Raw genomic sequence first — 15,862 nt, 5'->3', positions numbered from 1 at the left:
TGGTTCGTCCTTGTTTAAAAAGATCCAACAAATTTTTATTTAACTGTGATGTGTTGTTTACCGTGTCTGTGGCTTCGTTTGAGTTTTTTTGAGAAAACGAGAAGTTGCAGCCTTTAAAAATGACCTAACGGTTTTTCTTGACTTTTTGGGGTCATATTTTGCATAACGGCCATTTGGGTTATTGTAAGGAGAAAAGATGAAAATTTTGATCTTAGGTAGTGGAGCGAGAGAATATTCGATAGCTTTAGCTTTAAAACGCTCTAAAACAGATTTGGAACTATTTTTTGCTCCAGGAAATGGTGCAACTGAAAAATTAGGAACTAATATTAAAACCCAAGATATTTATGTTTTATCTGTGTATGCTAAGAATAAAGATATTGATCTTTGTATTGTTGGAAGTGAGAGTTTTTTAGCTGAAGGCGTGGTTGATCTTTTTAAGCAAAATGATATACCTATTTTTGGTCCAACAAAAGCAGCTGCAATGCTTGAAACTTCTAAATCTTTTATGAAAAATTTTTTAAAAAAATATAAAATTAAAACAGCAAAGTTTTTAAGCACTACAAATCTTTCAAAAGCAGTTCAGTTTATAGAGAAATTAACTCCTCCTATAGTGGTAAAAGCAGATGGGCTTTGTGCGGGAAAGGGTGTGATTATTGCCAAAACACATAATGAGGCTATTGAGGCAACTAAAGATATGCTAAGCGGAAAAAGCTTTGGTGATGCTGGCAAGCTTGTAGTCATTGAAGAGTTTTTAAATGGTTTTGAATTAAGTGTTTTTGCGGTGTGTGATGGAAATGATTTTGTGCTTTTGCCTGTAGCTCAAGATCATAAAAAATTACTCGATAATGATGAGGGACCAAATACTGGTGGAATGGGGGCTTATGCACCAAGTTCTTTAGCAAGTGAAAAATTATTAAGGAAGGTTAAAAAAGATATTATCATTCCTACTTTAGCGGGAATGAAAAAAGAGGGTGCTGAATTCAGCGGAGTGTTATTTTTAGGACTTATGGTTGCAAATGAAAAGCCTTATGTTTTGGAATATAATGTGCGTTTTGGCGATCCTGAATGTGAAGTGCTAATGCCTTTGATTGAAGATCCTTTAGAGCTTATTTTGGCAAGCGTTCAAAAGCGTATTAGACACACAAAGATTAATATTAAGAAAGAATATGCTGTTGGTGTGGTTTGTGCAAGCCAAAATTATCCTTATAAATCTTCTCCAAAAAGTGAAATTTTAGTTAAAGATATCCCGCAAGATACTCATATTTCTTATGCTGGTGTGAGTTTAGAGCAAGATAAACTTATGGCAGATGGCGGAAGAGTTTTGGTTTGTGTGGGCATTGGTAAAGACATTAAAGAAGCTAGAGATAAGGCTTATAAGCTTTGTGAAAATGTAGATTTTAAAGGCAAGCAATTTAGAAAAGATATTGCTTTTCAGGTTATTAAATGAAAGAAAGTATTTTAGATAGGCTTGAAAGAGAAAATTTAAGCCTTGCAAGTTTTCCAAAGAGAATTGTGGCGTTCATTTTAGATAATATTATTTTAAGTCTTGTGGTGATTGTAATGATGTTTGATAAGATTGAATTTCAAACTCCAGAAGATTTTGCTTTCAATTTGCAAAAATATTCTTTTTTTATAATGCTTTTGCAATTTTTTTATCATACCCTTTTTGTGTATTTATACGGAGCAAGTTTGGGCAAAATGATATGTAAAATACAAGTTATTGATGAGGTGATGCTTGATAAGCCTAATTTAATGCAAAGTATTTTTAGAGCCGCAGGGAAACAATTAAGCGAGATGCTTTTTATGTTGGGATATGTTTGGGCATTTGGCAATCAAGAGCGTAAAACTTGGCAGGATTATTTTGCTAAAACAGTGGTGATTGATGTTGCGTAAATTAGCCCTGAGTGTAATTGCCTGTGCAAGTTTATATGCGGCTGAAGTAGATATTTATGCTTTGGATGTAAAAAAAGAAGGAGCGATTTTAAAAGCCGAGTCAGAAGTTTTAGTTTTTTCTGATTTGTATATGATTACTGCAAATAAAGCAATATATAATGAAGAAACAAAGGTCATCGAGCTTTTTGGCGATGTGAATATTCTAAGAGGGAAAAATGAAAGATCTCATTCAGAATATGCCAAAATAAAATTAGACTCCAATGAAGCAAGTTTTGAAGAGTTTTTTTTTGCTAATAGTGATGTAGAAGTTTGGTTTAAAAGTAAAAATAGCTATTTAGACAATCATTATTTTGATGGCAAAAATTCAGTGGTTTCAAGTTGTAATGTTGAAGATCCTGATTGGAAAATTAAATTTAGCGAAGGTAGACTTAATAGGGAAAATAATTTCGTTCATCTTTACAATGCAAGATTATATATAAAAAATATTCCCGTTTTTTACTTGCCTTATCTTGGTTTTAGTATAGATACAAATCGCAGAAGTGGTCTTTTAGTGCCTAGAATGTCTGTAAATTCAAGTGAAGGTTTGTTTTATGAGCAGCCAATTTATTTTGTTTTTGATTCAAATTGGGACTTAGAATTTACACCCCAAGTTAGAACTAATAGAGGTTTTGGTGCTTATACAACTTTAAGATTTTTAGATTCACCTCATTCAATGGGTGAGATTAATTTTGGAGCTTTTAGGGAAAATTCTAGCTATTTTAGAGATGAAAATTTAGAAAATCAAACTCATATGGGTATTGAATTGAAATATTCCAGAAATGATTTAGTGCGATCTTTATTAAGCGATGAATTTCAAGAAGGTCTGTGGATTGATGCGATTTATTTAAATGATGTGGATTATTTAAATTTGGGTCGTAGAGATTTTAGAGATATGACTTCTTTGGTAACTTCAAAGATTAATTATTATTTGGCAGACGATAGTAATTATTATGGTATGTATGCAAAATACTATATTGATACCTCAAAAACTAGCAATAGTGATACTTTACAAGAATTTCCATCTTTCCAGTATCATAGATTCTTAGATACTTTGTTTAGTGAACATTTGCAATATTCTTTTGATGCGAGTTTTCATAATTATTATAGAAAAATTGGAACTTATTCTACTCAACTTAATTTAGAATTACCATTAAGTTATCATACGAGCTTTTTTGATGACTATTTGCAATTAACTTTTACTGAGTATTTATACGCTTCTTTTGTGAATTATTCTAATAATCCAGAAATTGACAATGAGCATTTATATCGTAATTCTCATGAGCTTACTTTATATACAGAACTTTCTAAGCCATATGAGAATTTTTATCATACTGTATTTTTAGAACTTAATTATTATTTGCCTGGTTCTACTTCAGGAAAAATTACAGAAAATTACTTGGATTATGAAGATAAGGAAGAGCAAACAAGTTTTAGAATAGTGCAATATTTTTACAATGCCCAAGGGCAGAAAAAACTAAAACACAGACTAGGTTTAAATTATTATAATGATAGAGATCGTTTGGGTAGTGTTGATAATATCTTAACCTATTATTTTAATGAAAATATTTCTTTAAATAACGAATCAAGATATTCTCAAATTCAAGGAAGATTTGATAAGGTTTTAAGTCAACTAGAATTTAGTACACAAAATTTAAATTGGACTTTCTCTCATGCTTACCGCAACGATATTGATGGAAAATACAGTTTTATAGGCACTAGGGCTGATTATATTTATAATTATAATTATAAAATTTTTAGTGGAATTTGGTTTGATACTCAAAGAGCACATCCTAATATGTGGGAAGTGGGCTATACCTATCAAAGAAAATGCTGGAATTATTCTTTAATGTATAGAGAAAGAATTGATCCGCAGCTTACTAGTGGTGGTATTAAGGCAAAAACTCAAAGTGGTTTTTATTTTGTTTTCAACTTTTATCCATTGGGTGGAGTAAAGTATGATTTATCGTTAGATGAAGCAGAGAATAAATTAGCAAATCCATAGTTTATCATCTGGTTTAATTAAAGTTTTAAAGGAAAATAATGCAATATTCTATAGAGGTAAATAATCATCTTGAAATTTATGATGTTAATAAGGTTGCAAAACAAGCTTGTGGATCTGTATTGATGCGTTTAGGCAAAAGTGTTGTATTGGCCACTGTAGCTAGGGAAGAAAAGGTTGTAGAAGAAGATTTTTTGCCCTTAACTGTGCAATATATAGAAAAAGCTTATGCAGCAGGTAAAATTCCTGGCGGTTATGTCAAAAGAGAAACCAAGCCAACAGATCACGAAACACTAAGTGCTAGAATTATTGATAGAAGCTTAAGACCTCTTTTTCCTAAAGGTTATGCTTACCCTACCCAAATTACTGTTATGGTTTTATCTGCAGATGAGGAAGTGGATTTACAAGTTATGAGTTTAAATGCCGCAAGTGTTGCACTTTATCTTAGCGACATTCCTATCAAAGCTCCAGTTTGTGGTGTTCGCATAGCAAAAATTGATAATGAATTTATTTTAAATCCTAGTAATTCCAAACTTAAAGAGAGTACTTTGGATCTTTATGTTGCAGGGGTTAAAGATGAACTTTTAATGATAGAAATGAGAACTTTAAGCACACAAGATGATGCGATTTTGCCTGTGGTTACTCCTTTTGTGGATGTGATGAGTGAAGTTAATCTTTGCGAGCAAAGTATGAATGAATTAAGCGAGGATGAGATTTTACAAGCTTTAAATTTAGCACAAAAAGCAATTTTAAATGGTTCTAATGCTTATGAAGAAGCTTTTTCTTCGCATAAAAAACAAGCAAATTTGGATTTTAAAATTGAAGAAGAAAATCCAGAGCTTTATGAATTTATAGCCAATAATTATACTCAAGAGCTTAAAAATGCTATCAATCAAATGGCAAAAAGCGAAAGAGCTAGTGAGTTAAACAAAATAGCAAAAGATATTTTAAGCACTGAGATAGTCACACAAAAAGAATGGCAAGAAGAGGATGTACTTAAAAATTTATCACAAATAAAAAGAAAAATAGTCAGAGAGCAAATCATTAACGAAAGAAAAAGAGCGGATGGTAGGGCTTTAAATGAAGTGCGTCCAATTAGCATTGAAACAAATATTTTACCAAATGCACATGGTTCTTGTCTTTTTACTAGAGGACAAACTCAGGCTTTGGTTGTGGCAACTTTGGGAAGTGATAATGATGCACAGATGTATGAGCTTTTATGTGAAAAAAATCCTATAAGCGAGCGATTTATGGTTAATTATAATTTTCCAGGGTTTTCAGTTGGTGAGGCAAGCCCTATCAAAGCTCCTGGTAGAAGGGAATTAGGACATGGAAATTTAGCTAAAAGAGCCTTGTCACCAAGTATAGATGAAAAATATCCTTATACTATTCGTTTGGTTTCGGAAATTTTAGAAAGTAATGGTTCTAGCTCAATGGCGACAGTTTGTGGTGGTGCTTTGGCACTTCGTGCTGCAGGTGTTGAGACTGTAAAATTAGTTGCAGGCGTTGCAATGGGACTTGTTTTTGAAGGCGAAAAATATGCAATTTTAACGGATATTATGGGTTTGGAAGATCATGATGGAGATATGGATTTTAAAGTTGCCGGTAGCAAAGATGGAGTGAGTGCTTTGCAAATGGATATTAAGCTTGGTGGAATTGATAAAGAAATTTTAAAAGAAGCTTTATATCAAGCCAAAGAAGCTAGAATACATATTTTAAATATCATGGAAGAAGCACAACAAGATATTGTGGTAAATGATGATATCTTGCCAAAGCTTGAACTTTTTAGCGTTGATCCTTCAAAAATTGTAGATATCATTGGTCAAGCAGGAAAAACAATTAAAGAAATTATTGAAAAATTTGATGTTTCTATTGATTTAGATAGGGAAAAAGGCGAAGTAAAAATCGCAGGTGGAAAAAATGATCAAGTAAAAGCCGCTAAGGATTATATTATCAGCATTACAAGTGCTAATAAAAACAAAAAATTCAGCAAAGAAAAAGACATTTCGGGCTTTGAAGTGGGGGAGGAATTTAATGGCATAGTGAAAAAAGTTGCGACTTTTGGTGTCTTTGTCGAGCTTAGAGATGGGGTAGATGGTTTGCTGCATAGTTCCAAGATTAAAGAAAAATTGCATGAAGGTGATAAACTTAGAGTTAAAATTAGCGAAATTAAAAATGGTAAAATTTCGGTGGATTTATTAAGTGAGTGAGTTTGCGACTCATCCTTTTGAACCTTTTTTTGATGAGAATTCTAAAATTTTAATTTTAGGTTCTTTTCCTTCTGTAAAATCTAAAGAATTTGGATTTTACTATCAACACCCAAGAAATCGTTTTTGGGGTATACTTGAAAAACTTTTTGATACCGAGTTAAAAACCATTCAGACACAAAAGGCTTTTTTAAAACAAGAAAAAATAGCACTTTGGGATATTATCGCAAGTTGTAAAATTAAAAATTCAGACGATAAAACAATAAGTTTTGCAAAAGCCAATGATTTAAATTTAATTTTAAATCAAGCAAATATAGGAGCTATTTTCACAACAGGAAAAATAGCTTATAAACTTTTTCAAAAATTTTATCCTAATTTGCAAGCCATTTCTTTGCCTTCAAGCTCTCCAGCAAATTTAAATTTTTCCTTTGAGCAATTGTTGCAAGAATATCAAGTGATTAAAAGATTTCTATAAATTTATGCTATATTTAGTATTTTATTTAAAGGAGGAAAAATGAGAAAAATTGTATTGCAAATTCTTTGTTTTAGTTTTATATTTATGGCTATTTTTGCCATAACTAGATTTTTTATGTTGAGTAATTTAGTGGGTAAAAATTCACTTATGACTTATATTTATGGCTTAGGGCATGATATGAGAACTCTTAGTGTGGCTTTTTTACCTTTATTTTTATGTGGCTTTTTGAGTTATTTTAATTTTGCACTCACTAAAAGCAAATTTGCTATGACGGGGGGGGGTAATCGCTAAAATTTACAATTATATTTCTAGCTTTTATATCTTCTTTCTTAGCTTTTTATTTATACTTTTTGCTTTTATCCATTATTATTATTTTCAAATGTATGGAAGTAAAATAGACATTTTTATCTTTAGTTTAAAAGATGATGATACAAATGCTATTTTGTCTATAATTTTTGATGATTATCCTATTATTAAAATTATCTTTTTAGCGTTATTCTTTGGTGTTTTTGCTTTTTGGTTAAATATAAAAATAATGCATTTAAAATTTAAAGCAATAAAACTCAATAAATATTTATTTGTTGTATTAAATTTGTTTCTTATTTATGCTTATATAATTGCATTAAGAGGGCATTTTACTTATAATGCTTTAAGAGCTTCAAGCTATGAGTTTAGCATCATAAAAGCTTTTAATGAAATTTCTACAAATCCTCTTATGGCATTATCATGGGCCTATAAGGAGCATAGAGGACAGCAGCATTTTAAAAGCGTTGATTTAGCAGAGCTTAAAGATTTTGAAAAAGAGCTTTTTACTATGTTTGATAGCACTTATAAAAATGCAAATCATGCGAAAAATCATATATATTTAAATATTTTAGAAAGCTTTGGCTTAAATATGTTGGAATTTAGCAATGAAAAACATAATTTGTTAGGAAGACTTGATAGGCATTTTAAAGAAGATTTTGTCTTTAAAAGATTTTTATCTAGTGCAAATAATACTATAGAAAGTTTAAATCGTTTAGTTTTTTTAAGTCCAAATATCATATCAAACGGCTTAATGCAAAAGAAAATTTTAAAATATACTCCTTTGCAGGTATATAAAAATGCAGGCTATGATATAGTTTTTGTTTATAGTGGTAATGCCTCTTGGTATAATCTTGGGAATTATTTTAGGTATCAAGGGGCTGATTTAATTATAGATGAAAATACCTTGATGAGTGAATTTAGTGAGGCTAGAGCAACAAAACACAAATACGGAATTGCTGATGAGTTTATGTACAAAAAGATTTATTCTATTTTTAAAAACGCCACAAAGCCAACTTTAGTGATTTCCTTAAGCATTTCAACGCATCGTCCTTATGTACATGAGAGCAAGGAAAAATTATTTGATGAAAATTTGGTAGAAAAAGAAATTTTAGATCAATTTATCATTAAAAATCCTAAAAATGCTTTAAAAACCTATGCGTATGCTAATGATGAATTTGGTAAATTTTTAGATCTTGTAAAGGGTAGTGATTTTAAAGAAAATATTATTATTGCTGCAACAGGCGATCATCGTTTTAGGGATATAAAAATGGACTTAAATCATGAAAAAGCTTTTGCTTATAGCGTGCCATTTTATCTTTATGTGCCAAAAAAATTACAAGATAATATTTATTATGATAAAAATCGTATAGGTTCACATAAGGACATTTTTCCAACGCTTTATAATTTAACTTTAAGCGAAGTAGAGTATTTGAGTTTGGGTGGAAAAAGTATGCTTTTAAAGCCAGAAAATAAAAGATTAGAATTTGGTTTTAATGAAATGGTTTGGATGGATGAAAATGGAGTTTATAGCAATGATAAGGGTTATTACTTTGAAAATAATTCTACGATAAAAGATACAAATAAGGCTTTTGAGCTAGATATTTATCATAAGGACTTTGCTAAATTATATAAAGAGTTTAACTTGTATCAATTAGCTTATCGCTTAGGCATTGCAAAATGATGTAAAAAATTACAATTTTTTTGAAAAAATATATTTTCTTTCAAAAATGAAAAATAAAATAGCATTAAGGATAAAAAGCAAGGCAACGCTGATAAAAACAATTTTTACACCAAAATGAGAGCCTATGATACCACTACCAAAGGCTCCTACGAAATTTCCTATGAATTGTGCACTTTGATTAAAACCAAAAATGACGCTTAAATTTTTTGCACTCACACTTTTTTTAAGTAAAGCATTAACACAAGGTAAAAGTCCACCAAGCCCTACACCTATAAGCAAACGAAATATGATGAGGCTATAAATATTTAAGGCTAAGTTTTGCAAATAAAAACAAATTCCGCAAAATACCAAAGAGCTAAATATAACCTTGCTAGGACCGATTTTATCAGCAATTTTTCCTAATTTTGGTGCGAAAAATAAATTACTTATCCCGCTTGCTGCGACAACTATACCTGTCCAAAAGGCCAAATATTCTCCTTGATAAATTTCGCCAACAAAAATGCTTAGCATGGGAATGCTTCCAAAAGTGCCAAATTGTATGATAAAAGTAGTGATAAAAAGTATAGCAATAAGGGTTTTGTTTGTTTTTGTATCTTCGTTGTATTTTTTGAGTTCTTTTTGGTTTTTATTTTCTTTGATAAATATAAAAATTGTAATGAAAGAACAAGTGATCAAAAAAGCTATGAGATCAAAAACAAATCTAATACTAAAAAATTCCGCAATAAACCCTCCAAATAAAGGCCCAATTAAACTTCCACTAATTGAAGCTGTAGAAAGCGTTCCTAGTGCATAAGCAACTTTTTCTTTGGGTGAAATAACAGCAATAAAAACAACTGCTGCTGAGGTAAAGCCTGAAATAATGCCCGTTAAAGCACGGATTAAAACCACTTCTGTGGCACTATTAGCAAAGCTAAGCCATAAACTTAAAATAGACATCCCAAAGCTAGCCCTTAAAAGCATATTTTTGTATCCATATTTTGCACCCAAATATGCCCAAAGTGGAGAAAATATAGCCATTCCTAGCGGAGTAATGCCAAAGGCAAGCCCAGAATAAAAGCTAATATCACTAAGTTTGACAAGTCCTAGTTCTCTCATAAACAAGGGTAAAATTGGAGCGATTTGACTAAGCCCCATACTTGTGGTAAAAACCCCAAACCAACATATTAATAAAGTTTTTTGAAAATGATTCATATTGTTTTATCCATAAAAAATATTGTATGATATTTTCTATAATTTTAAATTAAAAATGAAGGATATAAATGAAAAAAATAACTTTTGTATGTTTGGGAAATATTTGCCGTTCACCTATGGCAGAATTTGTTATGAAAGATTTAATTAAAAAAGCGAATTTAGAAGAGAAATTTAGCATTACAAGTGCAGGAACTTCTGGAGAGCACGATGGAGAAGGAATGCACGGAGGCACTAAAAATAAACTTGTAAGCTTAAATATAGAGCATCAAAATTTTACGAGCAAACGACTGACTCAAAAGCTTTGTGATGAAAGCGATTTTTTAATTACTATGGATAATTCCAATTTTAATCATGTTATAAAGAATTTTCAAGGAGCAAAAAATAAAACTTTTAAAATTATTGATTTTGCTAAGAATTTGGGCTATGATGAGGTCCCAGATCCTTGGTATAGTGGAAATTTTGATGAAACTTATGAGATTATTTCTAAGGCCTGCAAAAATTTTTTGCAAACCCTAGAAGATGAAATTTAGCTTTCTTTGAAAAGCTTAGAAGCAAGATGGGTTGCACGAGTTTGATCCGTATCTTTTTTGAGAGTTTTATAAATTTTACTGACATAATCTTCTAGTGTTTGTTGGGAATCTAAAATTTTCTCATTTTCTTTTGGAATAATTTTGTGGTATTCTCCTTCATTGTCAAGCTCGTAAGCTAGGGCATTATCACTAAGCTCTAAACGCAAAATTTGAGCCAGTTTTGCCTTACTTCTTTCATCATATATAGGAGTCATTAATTCTAAACGGCGTTCTAAATTTCTTGGCATCCAATCCGCACTCGAGATAAAATAATTTGGCTCACTGTGCTTGAAGTAAAATATTCTTGCGTGTTCAAGGTATTTGCCTATAATGCTTCTAACGCGTATGTTTTTACTATACTCTGCATTTGGTCTTAGGCAGCAAATTCCGCGGATAATAAGATCGATTTTAACACCCTTATTTGATGCCTCATAAAGAGCTTTGATGACATCGCTATCAACAAGGGAATTCATTTTGGCGATAATTACACCATCTTCGCCTTTTTGTGCTTCTGTGTTAATCATTTCTAATATTTTTTCTTTGATTTGATTTGGACTCATAGATAGGGTTTGCAAGCGACGATTTTTGCTAAAACCTGATAAGATATGAAAGAAACTTGTTGTATCTCTGGCAAATTCAGCCTTGCTAGTAAAATAACTTACATCAGTGTAAATTTTTGCACTGCTTGCGTTATAATTTCCCGTGCTTAAATGTATATAAAATTTAAGCTTTTCGCCTTGTTTGCGTATGACTTGCGAAACCTTGGCGTGGACTTTAAATCCGGTGATTCCATAAATAACATGTGCGCCTGCATTTTCTAAAGCCTTTGCCCAATGCAAGTTGTTTTCTTCATCAAAGCGCGCTTTTAACTCAACCATAACCGTTACTTGTTTGCCATCACTTGCTGCATCGATTAGGGCTTGGACGATGTTTGAATTTTTTTCTACTCTATATAGCGTCATTCTTATGGATATAACTTCGGGATCTTTGCTGGCTTCTTTAATGAATTTATATACAGGATCAAAGCTTTCAAAAGGCTGCAAAATCAAGACATCTTCTTTGTCGATTGCATCAAAAATAGATAAATTTTCATCAAAAGGTGGTAAGACTTTTGGCGTATAAAGCGGACTTAAAAGGTGAGTAAAGGTTTTATTTCCAACGATTTGCCAAAGGCTTGGTAGATTAAGTAGTATGGAATACTCATACATATCTTTGTGAAAAATTTTCATATGACTTGTTAAAAATTCAACGATTTGTTCATCCGCATCTTTTTGAATTTGCAAACGCACAAAAGCACCTTTTCTACGAAGTTTTAAGCCTTGTTCTAGTATCATCATAAAATCATCAGCTTCTTCTTCTTCGATGGTAATATCAGCATTTCTTGTAACCCTAAAAGCAGCTGCGGCTAAAAGTTTATAACCTGGAAAAATTTCTTCTGCATGACGATGAACTATGCTTTCAATAGGAACATAGACATTTGAGCTTGCTTCGTAAAAACGTGGCAAAACGCGTGGAATTCTAATCATTCCAAATTTGATAAGTTCAGGGTGTGCGTTATCGCAAAGTTTAACAGCTAAAGAAAAAGAAAGATTATTAAGATGTGGAAAAGGATGTGTGGTATCGACAGCTATTGGGACAATAACTGGAAAAATATGCGAGAAGAAATATTCATCACATTTAATTTTTAAATTTGTATCCAATTCTTCATAATGTTTGATAAATAAATTTTCTTTTTCGAGATCTTTGGTGATTTGAGTGAAATAAGTTTCTAATAAATTTTTTTCTCTACTTAGGTATTTGCGAATTTCTTTTAATTGTGTTAAAGGTGTCATTTCGTCGCTACTACTAGCATTTGCTCCTGCTGCAAAAAGCTGCTTTAATCCTGCCACTCTTATCATATAAAATTCATCTAAATTTGTACAATAAATTGCTATAAATTTAAGTTTTTCTAGCAAAGGAATGGATTTAGAGCATTGATCTAAAACACGAGAATTGAATCTTAACCAAGAAAGCTCTCGATTTAAAAACATAGTAGGTTGTGTTTGCATTGTAACTCCTTTTTATGAAAACTAATTTTATCATTTTTTACATATTTTGAAGGTTTGAAAGGTATAAATTTGTATAAAAATTTTTAAATAAAATACGAAAATCCAATGTGTAAGTATTAATTAAGAGTAAATATATCCTTAAATTTAAATTAAAATTTTTTATTTATAATAACAATCAAAGGGTTTGTCTAGTCTCTATGGAGCAAGGAAGGAGGTTTGATTTGAAGAAAGCATTTGGAAAACTTTTTTCTATTTTCTTACTTTTGCTTTTGGTTTTATTTGTTGTGGGTGCTTATACATTTTATAATGCCAAAGGAATGTCGTATTTTAGTGATGCAAGTGAATCTTGTAATAATTGCCATATTATGAATGAGGTTTACAATGACTATTTAAAGGCTTCGCATTCTCAAAAAATAGCAGGTAAACCAAGAGCAAGTTGTAATGATTGTCATTTGCCACATGATTTTGTGGATAAGTGGATTGCAAAGGCACAAAGTGGGTTGGGGCATGCTTATGCTTTTACTTTTAAGTTAAATGAGTTACCCGCAAATTTAAGTGCAAATGCTAAAAGCAAAGCAATGATTCAAGATAATTGCGTGCGTTGTCATTCTGAAATGGCTACAAATGTTATCAATGCAAGCACTAATCCTCATAAGGATAATTCTTTAAATTGTGTATCTTGCCATGTGGGTGTAGGACATACACGCGGATTTTAATAAGGAGGTAAAATGAGTAAAAAAGGTTTTTTATGGAGTGCAATTATTATTCTTGTTCTTATAATTGCAGCAGTTTTATGGCTTAATAAAGACATAGAACAAAAACAAAATGAAGGTGTTGGCGGTGTGCTTTCGAAAAATTTTGTAGAAATGAGTGATGATAATCCTACTTTTGTTCATTGGGGTCAAAATTTTCCAGATTATTTAGATATGTATTTAACTGTTGAAAAAGAGCAGCCTGTTGCGACTGAATTTGGTGGAAATTTATCTTATTCAAAATTAACGCGTTATCCGCAACTTACAGTTCTTTGGGCGGGATATCCTTTTAGCGTTGATTTCAATGAAGAAAGAGGGCATTTTTGGGTTCAAGTTGATCAAATGGATACAGCAAGAAATAACAAAGACTTCTTAAATTCTCATGGACTTGCAGGATTTGGTGGTCAACCAACGGCTTGTATGAATTGTCATAGTGGGTGGACTCCTTGGCTTTTGAAAAATGTCGCAAAAGATGATTGGATAGCTTTTAACTCTACTAAGTATTGGACTATGATTAAAAATGTTCCTGCGGTAAATGGTATCACACCAAATTCACCTGAGCACTCAGGGCCACATGGAGGCAAAAGAATGGGTGTAACTTGTGCAGATTGTCACAATCCAAATGATATGAGTTTAAGACTTACTCGTCCAGCAGCTATAAATGCTTTGGTTGCTAGAGGCTATGAAAAAGATCCTATCCAAGGCGTTAAAGCTACAAGAGAAGAGATGAGAACTTTGGTTTGTTCTCAATGCCATGTGGAGTATTATTTTAAACCAACTGGAACTAAGGTTAAAGTAATGGGAGAGAGTATTGCTAATGATAGTTCTAAAAAATGGTGGAATGGCACACAAAAAACTTATGATGAAGTTGACTCTTGGAGAGATGGCAATGCGCCTACGCAAATTGAAGTAGATGGTCTGGAATTAGTTTTCCCTTGGTCTGAGTGGAAAAAGGGGCAACCATTTAGAATAGAAATGTTTGATGAGTATTATGAAAAAGTAAGATCTGTTTTTGATAAAGATTGGTCTCATAAATATACAGAAGCACCTATGCTTAAAATTCAACATCCAGAAAGTGAGCTTTATAGTGGTGGCGTGCATGCAGCAAATGGTGTAAGCTGTGCGGATTGTCATATGCCTTATGTTAGAAAAGGTGCAAAGAAAATGACTCAGCATAATATCACTTCTCCTTTACAAGACATCAACGCGGCCTGCAAGACTTGTCATACTCAAAGCGAAGATTATCTTAAAAAGCAAATCAAAGATATACAAAATTCTGTAGCTTATGATTTAAGAAAAGCAGAATATGCACTTGTAAGTTTGATTAACGATACTAAGATTTTAAGAGAAGAGCTTGCAAAATTAGACGCTTATAAGCAAGATACTAAGGCTAAAATTTCTAAAGAACTTAATGAAGTTTTAGAGCTTCAAAGAAAAGCTCAAATGAGAGCTGATTTTGTGGGTGCTGAAAATTCAACAGGATTTCATAATCCACGCGAAGCTTCAAGAATGCTTTTACAAGCCATTGATATGGCTAGAATGGCACAAACCAAGCTTGTAGAAATTGCATTAGCCAATGGCATAAAAGATTTTAAAACTTCAGATTTAGGTTTTGAGGATATGCAAAAGCTAAATCCAGGCGAGCTTCATTATAAGGTGGATTTAAATGGTAATAAAGCCGGAGATCGTTATTATAAGCATGATAATGTTAATGGCAATACACCAAAAGAACTTTTAGAGCACGATAAAAATTTAGTGCCTTATAATTATCAAATTATTGATCAAAAATAACTTTTTAGGCTTGTTCTTTAAGAATGAGCCTAAATTTTTATGCTCATTTTAGAAATTTAAGCTAATTATTATCAATTTTGAGTATAATTTCAATTTATTTCTATTAATAAAGGACAGATGGGTGAGTGGCTGAAACCACACCCCTGCTAAGGGTGCAGATCTTAACGGGTCTCGAGGGTTCAAATCCCTCTCTGTCCGCCACTATCTTATTTTTAAATCGTCTTTTTTATATATCTAATTTAATTATTTTTGACATCAAAGTAGTTTAAATTTAAAAAATTATAGCATTGCCTAATTTGTCAAAAATCAATCTCTAATACCCCTATCTTCACCAAATTTTAAAATTTTAGCTCTAAGTTCTTTCGGGAAATTATATCTATGTATAGCAGGGATTCTTGGATCAAGAAGCCTATCTAAATTATGATTTTTGTAAATAAACTCTAATCTTTCGGGAGAGTAATAATAAGGTGCATTAGTATAGCCTTGAGGAGGAGTTAGGGCTGCGAGTTTGGCTTCCAAAAGCATAGTTTCTAACCACAATTTTGCTTGTTCTTGCGTCCAATCACTAGGCATATTATCACCATATCCATTTAATATTCCATTCCTATAAGCATCCATCTCTTTGTCAAACTCCCACCTACTCTCTGGAGTAGAATCTACATCTCTTGGATCTTTGAGTATTCCTTTTTCAACATCATCTTTTAGAGCATCATTAACTCTTCCTTTTTCATCATAGGCAAATTGATATTTATTCACATCTATCACCCAATCCACTCCTATAAGTTCATCTAGAAAAGGTAACATACCAAATTCATCATAAGGAGGATTTTTAGCAAAGTCTTTTAGCATTTGAGCTTTAAGAGGGTTTTTGTGTATGCCATCTGTTAAATCTCTATATGCATAAGAATCAT

Annotated in this window: 12 protein-coding genes, 1 tRNA gene and 1 pseudogene; 11 read left to right on the top strand and 3 right to left on the bottom strand. The window is 31.7% G+C overall.

The features are described from left to right. Nucleotides 1–196: 196 nt before the first annotated feature. From purD to ELQ16_RS08930, 7 genes are all read left to right on the top strand, one after another. Nucleotides 197–1,447, top strand: coding sequence for a phosphoribosylamine--glycine ligase (purD, locus tag ELQ16_RS08960; RefSeq protein WP_134239214.1), 1,251 nt, complete (start codon nucleotides 197–199; stop codon nucleotides 1,445–1,447). After that, the gene (locus ELQ16_RS08955; protein ID WP_134239212.1) at nucleotides 1,444–1,893 is read left to right on the top strand and encodes an RDD family protein; all 450 of its coding nucleotides are present in this window, start codon (nucleotides 1,444–1,446) and stop codon (nucleotides 1,891–1,893) included. Before purD ends, ELQ16_RS08955 begins: the two co-directional genes overlap by 4 nt. After that, nucleotides 1,883–3,934 carry an LPS-assembly protein LptD gene (locus tag ELQ16_RS08950; RefSeq protein ID WP_134239210.1) on the top strand — a complete coding sequence of 684 codons (2,052 nt, stop codon included), beginning with the start codon at nucleotides 1,883–1,885 and terminating at the stop codon, nucleotides 3,932–3,934. Before ELQ16_RS08955 ends, ELQ16_RS08950 begins: the two co-directional genes overlap by 11 nt. A 38-nt stretch (nucleotides 3,935–3,972) precedes the next feature. After that, on the top strand, nucleotides 3,973–6,141 hold the full coding sequence (locus ELQ16_RS08945) for a polyribonucleotide nucleotidyltransferase (protein ID WP_134239208.1): 2,169 nt from the start codon (nucleotides 3,973–3,975) through the stop codon (nucleotides 6,139–6,141). Then, a complete protein-coding gene (locus ELQ16_RS08940; RefSeq protein WP_134239207.1) occupies nucleotides 6,134–6,613 on the top strand; it encodes a DNA-deoxyinosine glycosylase in 480 nt (159 codons plus the stop codon). The genes ELQ16_RS08945 and ELQ16_RS08940 overlap by 8 nt, the downstream gene beginning before the upstream one ends. Before the next feature lie 39 nt (nucleotides 6,614–6,652). Further along, nucleotides 6,653–6,904, top strand: a complete 252-nt coding sequence (locus ELQ16_RS10345) for a hypothetical protein (RefSeq protein ID WP_134239205.1) — start codon at nucleotides 6,653–6,655, stop codon at nucleotides 6,902–6,904. An 88-nt stretch (nucleotides 6,905–6,992) separates the two neighbouring features. Continuing rightward, a complete protein-coding gene (locus ELQ16_RS08930) occupies nucleotides 6,993–8,600 on the top strand; it encodes an LTA synthase family protein (RefSeq protein WP_134239204.1) in 1,608 nt (535 codons plus the stop codon). Nucleotides 8,601–8,609: 9 nt separating this feature from the next. Here ELQ16_RS08930 and ELQ16_RS08925 read toward each other — a convergent pair whose 3' ends face one another. After that, complete coding sequence (locus ELQ16_RS08925; RefSeq protein ID WP_134239202.1) at nucleotides 8,610–9,791, bottom strand: MFS transporter; 1,182 nt, start codon at nucleotides 9,789–9,791, stop codon at nucleotides 8,610–8,612. A gap of 68 nt (nucleotides 9,792–9,859) precedes the next feature. On the opposite strand from ELQ16_RS08925, the gene ELQ16_RS08920 reads away from it, so the two are divergent. Continuing rightward, nucleotides 9,860–10,321 (top strand): low molecular weight protein-tyrosine-phosphatase, encoded by a 462-nt coding sequence (locus tag ELQ16_RS08920; RefSeq protein WP_134239200.1) that lies wholly within the window; start codon nucleotides 9,860–9,862, stop codon nucleotides 10,319–10,321. Here ELQ16_RS08920 and ELQ16_RS08915 read toward each other — a convergent pair. After that, nucleotides 10,318–12,408, bottom strand: a complete 2,091-nt coding sequence (locus tag ELQ16_RS08915; protein ID WP_134239199.1) for an RNA degradosome polyphosphate kinase — start codon at nucleotides 12,406–12,408, stop codon at nucleotides 10,318–10,320. The genes ELQ16_RS08920 and ELQ16_RS08915 overlap by 4 nt on opposite strands. A 197-nt stretch (nucleotides 12,409–12,605) precedes the next feature. Here ELQ16_RS08915 and nrfH point away from each other — a divergent pair, with 197 nt between their 5' ends. From nrfH to ELQ16_RS08900, 3 genes are all read left to right on the top strand, one after another. Beyond that, nucleotides 12,606–13,124, top strand: coding sequence for a cytochrome c nitrite reductase small subunit (gene nrfH, locus ELQ16_RS08910; protein ID WP_134239197.1), 519 nt, complete (start codon nucleotides 12,606–12,608; stop codon nucleotides 13,122–13,124). Between the two features lie 12 nt (nucleotides 13,125–13,136). Further along, nucleotides 13,137–14,951 (top strand): ammonia-forming cytochrome c nitrite reductase subunit c552, encoded by a 1,815-nt coding sequence (locus ELQ16_RS08905; RefSeq protein WP_134239196.1) that lies wholly within the window; start codon nucleotides 13,137–13,139, stop codon nucleotides 14,949–14,951. Between the two features lie 111 nt (nucleotides 14,952–15,062). Then, a tRNA-Ser gene (locus ELQ16_RS08900) sits at nucleotides 15,063–15,152 on the top strand. A gap of 105 nt (nucleotides 15,153–15,257) precedes the next feature. On the opposite strand, the pseudogene ELQ16_RS10060 reads toward ELQ16_RS08900, so the two are convergent. Then, nucleotides 15,258–15,862: pseudogene (locus ELQ16_RS10060) on the bottom strand (hypothetical protein); the annotation flags it as partial.

Origin of the sequence: Campylobacter sp. US33a (genome assembly GCF_004378855.1) — a bacterium.
GTDB lineage: Bacteria > Campylobacterota > Campylobacteria > Campylobacterales > Campylobacteraceae > Campylobacter_D.
The sequence above is the reverse complement of the archived record's forward strand: the minus strand, read 5'-3'. Positions and strand labels throughout refer to the sequence as shown.

Coding starts and splice junctions, on each gene's coding strand:
- purD (WP_134239214.1), top strand. CDS start 197: ATGAAAATTTTGATCTTAGGTAGTGGAGCGAGAGAATATTCGATAGCT.
- ELQ16_RS08955 (WP_134239212.1), top strand. CDS start 1,444: ATGAAAGAAAGTATTTTAGATAGGCTTGAAAGAGAAAATTTAAGCCTT.
- ELQ16_RS08950 (WP_134239210.1), top strand. CDS start 1,883: ATGTTGCGTAAATTAGCCCTGAGTGTAATTGCCTGTGCAAGTTTATAT.
- ELQ16_RS08945 (WP_134239208.1), top strand. CDS start 3,973: ATGCAATATTCTATAGAGGTAAATAATCATCTTGAAATTTATGATGTT.
- ELQ16_RS10345 (WP_134239205.1), top strand. CDS start 6,653: ATGAGAAAAATTGTATTGCAAATTCTTTGTTTTAGTTTTATATTTATG.
- ELQ16_RS08930 (WP_134239204.1), top strand. CDS start 6,993: ATGTATGGAAGTAAAATAGACATTTTTATCTTTAGTTTAAAAGATGAT.
- ELQ16_RS08925 (WP_134239202.1), bottom strand. CDS start 9,791: ATGAATCATTTTCAAAAAACTTTATTAATATGTTGGTTTGGGGTTTTT.
- ELQ16_RS08920 (WP_134239200.1), top strand. CDS start 9,860: ATGAAAAAAATAACTTTTGTATGTTTGGGAAATATTTGCCGTTCACCT.
- ELQ16_RS08915 (WP_134239199.1), bottom strand. CDS start 12,408: ATGCAAACACAACCTACTATGTTTTTAAATCGAGAGCTTTCTTGGTTA.
- nrfH (WP_134239197.1), top strand. CDS start 12,606: ATGGAGCAAGGAAGGAGGTTTGATTTGAAGAAAGCATTTGGAAAACTT.
- ELQ16_RS08905 (WP_134239196.1), top strand. CDS start 13,137: ATGAGTAAAAAAGGTTTTTTATGGAGTGCAATTATTATTCTTGTTCTT.